The sequence below is a fragment of the Cupriavidus sp. 05N38 genome, from assembly GCF_056397345.1.
Genome location: NZ_JBFTNF010000004.1, coordinates 1 through 11,666, shown reverse-complemented (window position 1 = coordinate 11,666; position 11,666 = coordinate 1). Strand labels below are relative to the sequence as shown.

11 protein-coding genes are annotated in these 11,666 nt (G+C 68.0%); all 11 read right to left on the bottom strand.

Going from position 1 to position 11,666, the window contains the following annotated elements; translation table 11 throughout:
• Positions 1-16: 16 nt before the first annotated feature.
• Complete coding sequence (locus AC1DK4_RS04860; protein ID WP_441612590.1) at positions 17-805, bottom strand: metallophosphoesterase; 789 nt, start codon at positions 803-805, stop codon at positions 17-19.
• A 99-nt stretch (positions 806-904) separates the two neighbouring features.
• Complete coding sequence (locus AC1DK4_RS04855) at positions 905-2,368, bottom strand: vWA domain-containing protein (protein WP_441612589.1); 1,464 nt, start codon at positions 2,366-2,368, stop codon at positions 905-907.
• Positions 2,369-2,401: 33 nt separating this feature from the next.
• Positions 2,402-3,040: a TadE family protein gene (locus AC1DK4_RS04850; protein ID WP_441612588.1), complete on the bottom strand. Its 639-nt coding sequence runs from the start codon at positions 3,038-3,040 to the stop codon at positions 2,402-2,404.
• Positions 3,040-3,519 (bottom strand): TadE/TadG family type IV pilus assembly protein, encoded by a 480-nt coding sequence (locus AC1DK4_RS04845; RefSeq protein ID WP_441612587.1) that lies wholly within the window; start codon positions 3,517-3,519, stop codon positions 3,040-3,042. Before AC1DK4_RS04845 ends, AC1DK4_RS04850 begins: the two co-directional genes overlap by 1 nt.
• A gap of 91 nt (positions 3,520-3,610) precedes the next feature.
• Positions 3,611-4,567 carry a type II secretion system F family protein gene (locus AC1DK4_RS04840; protein ID WP_441612586.1) on the bottom strand — a complete coding sequence of 319 codons (957 nt, stop codon included), beginning with the start codon at positions 4,565-4,567 and terminating at the stop codon, positions 3,611-3,613.
• Between the two features lie 32 nt (positions 4,568-4,599).
• Positions 4,600-5,574: a type II secretion system F family protein gene (locus tag AC1DK4_RS04835; protein WP_477131420.1), complete on the bottom strand. Its 975-nt coding sequence runs from the start codon at positions 5,572-5,574 to the stop codon at positions 4,600-4,602.
• Positions 5,575-5,604: 30 nt separating this feature from the next.
• On the bottom strand, positions 5,605-6,960 hold the full coding sequence (locus AC1DK4_RS04830; RefSeq protein ID WP_441612584.1) for a TadA family conjugal transfer-associated ATPase: 1,356 nt from the start codon (positions 6,958-6,960) through the stop codon (positions 5,605-5,607).
• 64 nt (positions 6,961-7,024) lie between these two features.
• Positions 7,025-8,236, bottom strand: a complete 1,212-nt coding sequence (locus AC1DK4_RS04825) for a CpaE/TadZ family protein (RefSeq protein ID WP_441612583.1) — start codon at positions 8,234-8,236, stop codon at positions 7,025-7,027.
• Between the two features lie 76 nt (positions 8,237-8,312).
• The gene (locus tag AC1DK4_RS04820; RefSeq protein WP_441612582.1) at positions 8,313-8,642 is read right to left on the bottom strand and encodes a hypothetical protein; all 330 of its coding nucleotides are present in this window, start codon (positions 8,640-8,642) and stop codon (positions 8,313-8,315) included.
• 14 nt (positions 8,643-8,656) lie between these two features.
• The gene (locus tag AC1DK4_RS04815) at positions 8,657-10,552 is read right to left on the bottom strand and encodes a type II and III secretion system protein family protein (RefSeq protein WP_477131419.1); all 1,896 of its coding nucleotides are present in this window, start codon (positions 10,550-10,552) and stop codon (positions 8,657-8,659) included.
• Between the two features lie 66 nt (positions 10,553-10,618).
• The gene (cpaB, locus tag AC1DK4_RS04810) at positions 10,619-11,470 is read right to left on the bottom strand and encodes a Flp pilus assembly protein CpaB (protein ID WP_477131418.1); all 852 of its coding nucleotides are present in this window, start codon (positions 11,468-11,470) and stop codon (positions 10,619-10,621) included.
• Positions 11,471-11,666: the final 196 nt, after the last annotated feature.

Genomic DNA, 11,666 nt, shown 5'->3' with positions numbered 1-11,666 from the left:
CGCGGACTGGGCGGCTTCAGATCTCCACGGTGAAGCACCAGTCGAATGCCGGGTTCTCCAGCTCGCCGGTATGGCGTCGCACGTAGCCGCGCGGATTGCACACCACGCGCGCGCCGTCGAGACGGTAGTCGAAGCCCGTATGCGTATGGCCATGGATCCACAGGTCGGCCTGCGCAACCAGGTCGGGCCGGCGCGAGATGAAACCCGCGGAGACCACGTCGTGCGAGTAGCGTGGATCCAGGCTGCCGAGATCGGGGGCGTGGTGCGTCACCACCACGGTCTTGCCATCGAACGGCGCGGCGAGCTGCGCCGCCAGCCAGGCGCTGGCGGTCTCGTGCAGCGCGAGCGCATCGTCGGTGGTGAAGCGGCGGCGCTGGCCGTCGCCGCCGTCGATCTCGATCAGGCGGTGATCCACCATCCGGCTGGCGCACGCCCGCATGGCCTCGTCGCGCCGGCCGGTGCCGAACAGTGTGTAGTCGGTCCACCAGGTGGTGCCGATCACGCGCGCGCGCTCGCCGGCGGGGCCGTCGAAGTAGGCAACGGCCCCGTTGAGCAGATGGACATGGGCCGCGTCGCGCGCCGCGTCGGCCATGGCGGCCTCGGCCGTGTCGAACGCACTCTCGTAGTACTCGTGGTTGCCGGGCACGTAGACCACCGGCTGGGCAAACGTGCTGGCGGCCCAGTCCACGCCGGTGCGGCCGTTGGCAATGTCGCCCGCCAGTACCACCAGGTCGGCGGCGCAGTCGGGCACGGATGCGGGGATGTCGTGTTCGATGTGCAGGTCGCTGAGGATGCGGATCTTCATGCTCTCTCCATGCCGCGCGCACGCCCGGGCGCGGCGTGCCCGTTCGCATGGATTCTTCAGAAAACCCCGGCCGCGGTCAAGCGCGGCCGGGCCATGCACCTATTTGGAGATGCGCAGGATCTCGGAGGCGAGCTTGGAGAAGCAAGGCTTCAGGTTGTCGATGGTCTTGGCGTAGCAGTAGACGCCGGAGGTCTGGTTCTTGTTGTACAGCGGCGCGTCGATGGTATTCGCCATGTTCTTGAGCAGGTTCGCGTCGAAGCCGCCGTTGCCGTCGAGTCCCAGCGTGAACACGTACACATTGTTGTTGCGCAGGTAGCTGGCCATCTCCACAGCGACGTTGGTGGCGGCGTTGTAGACGTTCTGGGACGAGTATGCCGACGTGACGGTGTACGGCACGGTGGTCGGGTAGATCGGGAACTCCTGGTCGGAGGCATTGTGCGCGTTGTAGTACTGCGGCATGCCCATCGGCTGCACCGTCGTCGTGACGACGGTGCCGTCGCTGTTGCCGTTGTTGTCGTCGCCGGTGCTGTTGCTGTTGCTCACGTTGGCGCATGCGCCGCTCATCTTGGTGTTCTGTACCGTGGTGATATAGAAGCCATTGGGCGTGGAGCCGGGCGACGATGCCGTGATGCCGCCCGCGCAGCTGTTGCCGGTCGGCGTGGTGGCGCCGGTGGTGGTGGTGCTAGAGCAACTGCGGCGCCCGCACGTGGTGACCCGCGTACTCGTGGTGCTGCCCATCTGGTAGGTGGCCGCCAGCGTGTTGGGCTGCCCGTCCGAGAAGAACACCACCACGCGCAGGCTGGAGCGGTTGGTGGTGATGCTGTCAAGCTGGGAGCGGGCCTGGTACAGGGCCTCGGCATAGTTCGTGTTGCCGCCATTGCTCAGGCCGCTGATGGTGCTCTGCATCGTCTTGCGGTCGAAGCCGCGCGTGGTCTTGCTGATCGGGATGTCGGAGACAGCGCCCGAGGCGAAATGCACGAGCCCGACGCGGTCCGACGAGGGGCTGAACTGGTCGAGAAAGGTGTTGGCGTTGGACTTGACCGTGCTCCAGACGGGCGACATCGAACCGGACGCATCGATCACGAAGATCAGGTCGAGGTCCTTGCGGATCGACTGGGCCGTCGCGGCGACCGCGACGTTGTTCATGCCGAGCACCTTCATCAGTGTGAGCGGCATGGTGGCCGATGCCGAGACATTGATGGTGACCGCGCCCGCGGTCGGGGTGTCGAACAGCACGGCCGGCGTGGCCAGCGTCGGCACGGCCTGCAGGTAGCCGCTCGGGAAATTGGTGTTGAAGAAGTCCTGCGCCGCCTGCCGTGCGGCGGCCGCCTGGTCGGGTTGCGTGGTGCCGTTGGTGACGGCGCGCGCCGCGGCGACCGCGGCCGAGTCCACCGCGGCATTGAGCTTGGCCTTGGTCACGTAGGCCATGCCCGCGTCGATCGCGAGCCCGGCCGCGCCGAGCAGGCCGATCATCGTCACGGCGGCGACCAGGGTGATCTGGCCGCGCTGCCTGCCGGCACCCGGCGCGCGCGTGCTTCGCAGTGTCGTTCGCGGGGTTTTCATGGCGGCTCCTTTGTCTTGTTCTTGTGGCGGCAGTCAGAACGATGTGACCGAATACAGGTTGGGGCCGATGTCCGGCATCTTGAGCAGCCCCATGGTCAGCCCTTTGAACAACATGTCGAAGTTGTAGTAAGACTCGACCACGTAGACGATCTGGCCGTCGCTGAGCAGGCCCGTCATGGCATTGGCGGTGGGCGACGTGCTGCCGCCGGCGGGCATGCTGCCGCAGCTGCCGTCGCTCTGCCACTGGCCGCTGCCGCTGCCGCAGTTCCAGACCTTGCTGCCCGGGACCGAGCCGCCGAGCGACCAGCCCCCGGCCCAGCGGTATTGCTCGAGCACGATGTTGCGCACGGCGCAGTTCTTGCCGTTCTTGTTGCACTCGTTGTCGCCCATGACCTTGGTGATGTAGATCATGCCGCGCTGGCTCATTTTCAGCGGCGGCGTGGTCTGCGCCAGCGCGGTCATGATGTCCTGCGGCGTGTAGGCAGAGCTGCGCGAGGCGAGGCTGGCGCCTTCGCGCGTCAGGTTGACCAGGATCAGGTTGGCCTGGATGGCCCGCGCGAAGTCGATCACCGGCAGGGTGAGGAAGATGAAGATCGGCAGCAGGATGGCGAACTCGAGGCTGGCGATGCCGCGTGCGGCACGCCTGCGCGGCAGGGGGCGGATGCGTTTCATCAGAAGGCCTCGTTGCGCATGGTGGCGGCCACGCTGAACGTGTACTTGCCGCCCGTGGAAGAGAAGAACGCGGCCACCATCGGCGTGAGCAGCGGCCAGGAGCAATTGACCTGGATCACCACGAGGTCGCCGGCGCCGCCGAACATCGTGCCGCCGTTGGCCTGCGTGCTGCCGTTGACCCAGGTGGTCACGGTGGCGCCGGACATGTCGTAGATGCCCAGCGAGGTGTCGTGGATCTTGGCCAGCACGGCCTGGTAGCGCTGCTGGGTGGTGTTGGCCGGGTCGAGGGTACTCTGCCCGGTGACGGCGAAGCGCGCGCCTTCGCGCACGGCATTCTGCATGGTGAGGTTGGCGAACATCATCATGCTGAAGTCGACGATGGAGAAGAAGAGCAGGAAGAACACGGGCGCCACCAGCGCGAACTCGACGGCGCTGGCACCGCGCTGGCGCAGCCGCCCGAGGATTGCCGAGGGTTGCATGGTAGGACCTCCTGCGTTTGGTTGTGCCCGCCTTGCCTGCCATCGCCGCCGCGCCGCTGGCGCGGCCGGCGACGGGCGCGGGGTGGCCGGCCTATTGCCCGTTGCCCATCATGTACGGGATCAGCGTGCGGTAGAACTGGATTGCCGGCGAGCCGAGCAGCACCACGAACAGCGACGGCAGGATGAACAGCGTCAGCGGGAACAGCAGCTTCACGGCGATCTTGGCCGCGCATTCCTCGGCGCGCTGGCGGCGCTTGGTGCGCAGGGTGTCGGCGTGCACGCGCAGCGAGTCGGCCACGCTGGTGCCGAAGCGGTCGGCCTGGATCAGCATGCTGACCAGCATGTCGATGTCTTCCACGCCGGTGCGCAGCGCCAGGTTGCGCAGCGCCTTCTCGCGCGAGAGCCCGGCACGCAGCTCCAGCACCAGCAGTTCCAGCTCCTCGCCGAGCGCGCTCTTGTCCTTGCGCAGCTCGTCCACCACCTTGAGCAGGGCGGCGTCGAGCGCGAGGCCCGCTTCGACGCAGACGGTGATCAGGTCGAGCGCGTCGGGGAAGGCTTCGAAGATCGCCTCCTTGCGCACGCGGATGCGCCGGCGCAGCACCAGGTCGGGCAGGTAGAAGCCGGCAATGGCGGCGGCCAGCAGCGCGGCCGGCAGCAGGCGCGGGTTGTCCTCGCTGATCACCCCCTGCGTGGCCAGCAGCACCGCCAGCGGAAACAGCATGGCCAGCGCGGTCTTGGCGGCGAAGTAGACCGCCACGGCGGAAGGGCTGCGCCAGCCGGCGTTCATGAAGCGCGTGCGGATGGCCGAGCCTTCCCAGCCCTCCTTGGGCAGCGCGAGCCTGGCCAGCGGCTGGGACAGGCGCTCCAGCTTGCGCATCCAGTCGTCCTGCAGCACCGACGGCACCTCGTCCTCGGGCACGGCCGACTTGGTGACCTGGGTGATGCGCCGGCGCAGCGCATCGGCCTGGAATGTCATCATGGCGCCCAGCGTCACGCCGAAGGCCACCAGGAACGCGAAGACCAGGATCAGTATTTGCTCGATTCTCATGATTCCCCCTTCATCTTGGCCGTGGCGGCGTCCTACATGTGGATGCGGACGATCTTGCGCATCCACAGCAGGCCCAGCAGCATCAGCAGCACCGCGTATCCCACGATCCAGGGCCCGACCGGATCGCTCGCGAGCGGGTCGAGGAAGGTGGGATTGAGCACGTACATGGCGCCGGCCACGGCGAACGGCAGCACCGAGAGGATGATCCCGGAGAAGCGTCCTTCGGCAGACAGCACCCGCACGTGCCCGAGCAGCTTCATGCGCTCGCGGATGATGCGGCTGACGTTGCCGAGGATCTCCGCCAGGTTGCCGCCGGACTCGCGCTGGATCAGCACCGCGATGACGAGGTAGCGCAGGTCGGGCAGTGGCGCGCGGTCGGCCATGTTGGTGAGCGCGTCATGCATCGACGCGCCGAAGTTGAGTTCGTCGAACGTCATGCGGAACTCGGCGCCGAGCGGCTCCGGCAGTTCGTTGCCAGCCATGTCCAGCGCGCTCGAGAAAGAGTGCCCGGCGCGCAGCGCGCGGCTGATCAGGTCGGCGCCTTCCGGAAGCTGCGCTTCGATCAGCTGGAGGCGGCGGCTGCGGCGCCGGAGCACAAACCAGAGCGGCGTCGCGAGCGCGCACAGCGCGGCGGCCGCCACCGCGATGGGGGGCAGCCCCAGCAGCATGCCGAAGGCGAAGATCGCGGCCGCCGGAAGGAACGTGAAGCCCAGGAACGTCGACACGTTCCAGTACAGGCCCGACTGCATCAGCAGTTTGTCCAGCGCGTGGATGCGCGGCAGCTTGCGCAGCAGGCTGGCGAACCTGGCCGAGCCGGAGAGGGCACGCTCCTTCATGATGGACGCGGTGTGCTCGTCCCAGGTCGCGTGGGCCACCGCCTGCAGGCGGCGCCCCAGGCGCCGCGCGCCGGCGCTGTGCTTGTGCTGCCACCACTGGTAGCCCAGCACCAGCAACAGCACGATGGCGATGAACAGCGAGAKGGCGAAGGCCGCGAGAGTCGGGTTCATGGCTGGTCTCCTGCGCAGGGCGTGCGCGGTTCATACCTCGAAGCGCATGGATGGCTCGAACAGCCGTTCCGGCACGGTCACGCCGAACGCCTGCAGCCGCTCGCAGAAGTGCGGGCGCACGCCGGTGGCGCAGAAGTGGCCCTTCACGCGGCCCTCGGCGTCGACGCCGGAACGCTTGAAGGTGAAGATCTCCTGCATGTTGACGACATCGCTCTCCATGCCGGTGATCTCCTGCACGCTCATCAGCTTGCGGCGGCCGTCGGTCAGGCGCGAGACCTGCAGGATCACGGTCAGTGCCGACACGATCTGCTGGCGCATGGTGCGCGGCGGCAGCGACAGGCCGGCCATGCTGATCATGTTCTCGAGCCGGGTCAGCGCGTCGCGCGGGCTGTTGGCGTGGATGGTGGCGAGCGAGCCTTCGTGGCCGGTGTTCATCGCGTGCAGCATGTCGAGCGCCTCGGCGCCGCGGACTTCGCCCAGGATGATGCGGTCCGGGCGCATCCGCAGCGCGTTCTTTACCAGCGCGCGCTGCGTGATCTCGCCCCGGCCTTCGATGTTGGGCGGGCGCGTTTCGAGGCGCAGCACATGGTTCTGCCGCATCTGGAGTTCGGCCGCGTCCTCGATCGTGACGATGCGCTCGCTCGCCGGGATAAAGCCCGACAGGATGTTGAGCATGGTGGTCTTGCCGCTGCCGGTGCCGCCCGAGATCAGGATATTGAGCTTGGCCTTGACCATGGCTTCGATCAGCTGCGCCATCGGCGGTGTGAGCGTCTGTAGCTCCACCAGGTCCTTGACCATCAGCGGGTTCACGGAGAAGCGCCGGATGGAGAGCAGGGGGCCGTCCACCGCGGACGGCGGGATGATGGCGTTGACGCGCGAGCCGTCGGGCAGGCGCGCATCCACCATCGGGCTCGATTCGTCGATGCGCCGGCCCACGCGCGACACCATCTTGTCGATGACCTTCATCAGGTGGGCATCGTCGCGGAAGGTCACGTCGGTCAGCTCCAGCTTGCCGCGGCGCTCCACATAGACCTGCTTGAACGTGTTGACCAGGATGTCGGAGACGGTGGGGTCGGTGAGCAGCGGCTCGAGCGGGCCGAAGCCCAGCATCTCGTCGCGCACGTCCGACACCAGCCGCTTGCGCTCGGTCTCGTTGATCGGTATGTTGCGCTCGTCGATGATGCGCTCCACCAGCAACGCCAGTTCGCGGCGGACCTGCTCGGGCGAGAGCCGTTGCAGCTTTTCCAGTTCCACGCGTTCGATGATGGCTTCGTGGATCTCCATCTTGAGCTGCTGGTAGGCGGCGTTGGCGGTGGTGGTGGCCGGGCCGACGCGCTCGGCCACGGTCTCGCCGGCCTTTTCATAGAGTTGTTCACGCAGTGACATGTCGATTCTCCGTGGCGCGTCGCGCGCCGGTATCCGATTCGCGGACTAGTCCCTTTGCCGGCGCTCAGGCGTGCCGTTCCACCGGCACGCCCTGCGCGCCGCGGTCCTTGCCATGGCCGAGCAGCTTGCGCAGCAGGCCCTCGTGCTGCCTCGGCGCATTCGGGTAGACGGTCTCGACCATCTGCACCAGCGCGCGCGAGATCGCGCTGTGCTCGCCCAGTTGCAGCACGGGCAGGCCCTGGTTGCTCGCGTCGCGCGCGGCTCGGGCATCCGCCGGCAGCACATGCGCTACCTTGGCGCCCAGGGTTTCCTCGAGCGTGCGTACGCTCACCGGCGAATGCTTGTCGAAGGCGTTGACCACCAGGTGCATGCGCTCGGCCGGATAGCCCAGCGAGCGGAAGATGTCCATCAGGCTGCGCCCGGCGCGCAGGTAGGGCAGGCTGAGCTGCATCACGGGGTAGATCGTGTCGCTGTGATCCAGCACCATGATCGACGAAGGGTTGATGTCCTGCCCGATGTCGAAGATGATCACGTCGTAGGCCGGACGCACCAGGTCCAGGATGTTCTCGAGATGGGCGGACTTGATGTCGCCCGCCTTGACCGGGTCGCCGGCCCCGGCGATCACATCGAAGTTCGGATGCGCGTGCGTGATGCAGGCGTCGAGCAAGGCCAGGTCCAGCCGGTCCACCTGCTGGCAGATATCGGCCAGCGTGGCCGGCGGCGCCTTGTCGGTGACCAGGAAGGCAGCGTCGCCGAACTGCTGGACCAGGTCCACCAGCAGCACGCGCTTGTGGCGCCGCGCGGCCAGCGCGTAGCCAAAGTTGGCGGCGACGAACGTGGTGCCGCTGCCGCCCTTGCAGGCGGCGAAGGTGAAGGTGCGCGCCTCAAGGCTGCTGCCGGTGAGCGGCTTGACCGCGAGCCGCTCGAGCTCGTCGTTGAACTCGCGCGGGTCCAGCGGCCAGTGCAGCACGCTGCGGATGCCCATGCGCATGGCCCGCATCAGCAGCTCGGCCGACGGCGACGGCGCGACCAGGATGCAGGGCACGTCGCCCGGCTCGGGGAAGCGCTGGCGCAGCCGCTCGAGGATGTCGGGGCTGAAGTCGTCGGCCTGCAGCACCAGGAAGTCGGAGGGATGGATCAGCCCGGCCATGCCGAGCGCCTTCTCCGGGTCGGCGCAGACCAGTTGCAGCTGGCGTTGCGTGGCGGCCTGTCCGGCCATCGAGGACATCTGCCGCGCACGCGTCTCGTCGCCCGAGACCAGAATAAGCTTTGCCATCTCCATTTCTCCCAGTTTCAGTTGAAGCTGCCGGTGCGCGGCGGCGCTTCCGGAGCCGCCGCGCACCGCCTTCCGGTCATGGCGCCGAGGACATCGCCGACGACGAGCCCGAGCCGACCCCGATCGCGTACGCGTTCGCGTCGGTGGGCGGGTTGCGGTACGACTGGTTGTAGCGGTCCATCGCGTAGGTGGCGCTGCGGGCGTCGACGCCGGTGACCGGGTCGGTGTTCAGCGATGCATCCGGGTTGAGCGTCTGCATGGCGCGCACGATGCGCACCGCTTCGCCGAAGTGGGCGTCGTACACCGGCGTGGTGGTCATGCAGCCGGCCAGGCCAGCTGCCGCGCACGCGGCGGCGCTGGCGAGGGCGAACCGCGCGACGCGGGCAAGGCTATGGCGGAAGTCCATGATGTGTCCCCTGTTCATTGCGCGGAGTCCGCGCTAGTCGCCGTACCGGCGATGGTGGGTGCGGGCAGGGCGGCGGCGCTGTCGCGCGGACCGGCCATCGGCTCCTGTCTCGTGGTGGGCGCGGCCGGGGCCGGGGCCATCGGTGCGGCCGGAGCGCCGACCGGCGCGGGCTGCGGGTTGGCTGGCGCGGCCGGCAGCAGGTTCACGTCGGGATGACCTTCCATGTTGCCGTTGATGAAGACCTCGCCCGGCGTCGGCTTGCCGAAGGAGTCGGTCGGCATCGGGTAGTTGGCCGGCAACGGCTTGACCAGGCGCGGCGTCACCACGAACAGCAGCTCGCTCTTGTCCTGCTGGAAGTTGGTGCTGCGGAACAGGTTGCCAAGGATGGGCAGCTCGCCCGCGCCCGGCAGTGCTTTCAGGCTACCCGTCACGTTGCTCTTGATCAGGCCGCCGATGGCGAAGCTCTGCCCGTCCATGACCTGCAGCGTGGTGGATGCGCGCCGGGTCGTGATCAAAGGCAGGATGGTGGTGCCGCTCAGGTTGGGCGCGGTCAGCGCGACGCCGGTCGGCGACAGCTCGGACACCTCGGGCGCCACCTTCAGGTTGATGCGGCCGTTGGCGAGTACCGTCGGCGTGAAGCGCAGTCCCACGCCGAAGGTTTCTTCCTGCAGCGTGATGGTGGTGCCGCCCGCGCTCGAAGCCTGCGGTACCRGGATAAACACCTTGCCGCCGGCGAGGAAGCTGGCTTCCTGCCCGCTGATGGCCATCAGGTTGGGCTCGGCCAGCACCTTGACCAGGCTGTCGCCTTTTTGTGCATCGACCTGGAAGTTGAAGGGCAGGTTATTGTTCTTGACACCGGAGAGCACGCCCGCGCCGCCCGAGAGGAAGTTGGCCAGCAGGCCGAAGGTCCAGCTGCCGAAGGCGCCGTTGAGGTTGGCCGCGGCGCCGAGCTGGTCGATCAGCGTCTTGGAGACTTCGGCGACCTTCACTTCCAGCATCACCTGCTGGGGCGCGTCGACGCTCATCATGTTGATGATGCGCTGGCTGCGCAGCGGCTGCCCGCCGGCGCCGCCAGCGCCGACCATGCCCATCCCCATGCCGCCCATGGGCATGCCGTTCATGGCGAGCATGGGCTGGCCGGGCGCGCCGAAGCCTTGCGGGGGCGCCGACATCGGGCTGCGCGTCTGGCGGATCACGAACGCGTTGGCGATGTCGATCACCATCTGCGCCACGGTGGAGTCCGGCACGTTGCCGGTCAGCACCAGGCTGTCGGCCGCCGACGATACGCGCACCTTGCGGGCCTCGGGCACGAGCTCGTGCAGGCTGGTCTGCAGGCCGCCGGGGTCGGCGCCCACCGTGACGTCGATCACGGTGCAGTTGCCACTCTTGCCCTGCACGATCATGTTGGTCGTGCCGATATCCAGGCCGAGCAGGTAGAGCGTCTGCGGCGACACCAGCATGGCCTGGACCACGCCTGGGTTGCCCAGCGTGCGCGTGCGCACGGCCTCGGGCAACTGCAGCATGCGCGACTTGCCGACCGGCACCGTCACCTGTTGCGGATCGCGCGTGGCGCCAGAGCAGTTCGGGCCGCGGCTGATGCTGGCGTCGGCGGGCGGCGGTGGCACGCTGGCCGCGCCGATCGTGAGCTGGATCGGGCCGTTGGCGGCCAGCTTCATTGCCTGTGGCGCGGCCTGGGCGGCTGCGTTCGCCGCATTGGCCGCATTCGCTGCGTTGCCAGCATTGCCAGTGTTGCCGGCGGTGCCTGCGGCATCGGCGGCCTGTGCCTGTTCACTGGCCAGCCAGACGCAGGTCATGGACAGCACGGCGAGCGCGGTTAGGTTCAGGCGTGAGGGGCCGTTGCGCGGCGCACGGCTGCGCGGGCTGCCCTCCTGGGTATGGTGTCGATCCATTTGATTTCCCCGGTTTGTTGACCCCATTGGCTGGGGCCGGCATCTGGCTTGCTCAGCGTGCGCGCATTAGAAGCATTCTTGGTTTTGCTGCATCCCGCTGATCACGCCCACGCAGTTGCGCGAGACCTTCTTCTCGGCGATGCGCTGCACGACCTGCACCACCTTGGCCACCGGCGCGGCCGTCACCGCGGCCTTGAGCACCGGTTCGTTGAGCAGGCTGCGCTTGGTGGCGCCGGCGGTTTCCACCGGGCGCGGATCGATCTGGTTGCGCAGCACCAGCGAGAGCGTGCCCACGCTGCGTGCGAGGTCGAGCTTCTCGGCTTCGTCGGGAGAGACTTCCAGCGTCACGGCGTTGACCACCTTGGGTTTGGTCTCGTCGCGGTTGACCTCCTGCGCGATGGCGAGCACGAGGATCTTCTCGAGCACGATCTTGGAGATCGACTGCTCGGTCTGCGAGGCGCCTTCGTTCTTGGCCTGGTCTTTCTGTGTGTTGACGATGATGTCGACGAAGCTGCCCGGCAGCGCGAAGCCGGCCACGCCCACCACGTCGTTGACGCGCACGGTGATGGCGCGCTTGCCTTCGGCGATCACGGCGGAGAGGCCGCCGCGCGTGCCGACCGGCGTGAGCTTGGATTCGARGATGGGCTCGCCGCGCATCACGCTGGCCTTGGTCACGCGCCCGTCGATCAGCTTCTGGTCGGTCAGCGCGCCGGGCGGCAGGCTCTCGCGCGGCCAGTCGACGACCTTGACGAACTCGGGCGCGAGCCGCTGCCCGAGGTTGATGTCGGTACCGGCCACTAACACCTTGGTGACGCTGCCCGAGCTCTGCTCGATCATCCAGCGCGAGGCCAGCACGACCGCCGCCAGCCCGGCCAGTGCCGCCACCAGCAGCATCACGATTGCACGTACGTTTCTCATTTGACGGTCCCCCCAGTGTGGATCCAGGCAACGGCGGCGCCGGCGAGRCACGAACGCCCCCCCTGGCTGTCACGCCAGACTCGGTTCATCGGCGCCGCGCGCGGCGGCGTTCAGTCGAATGCGGTGATGCCGCGGCGATGCCCCAGGCGGTGTGCGTCCGCGTGGCTGCGCCGGTAGCCCTGGGCGTGGCCCGCGG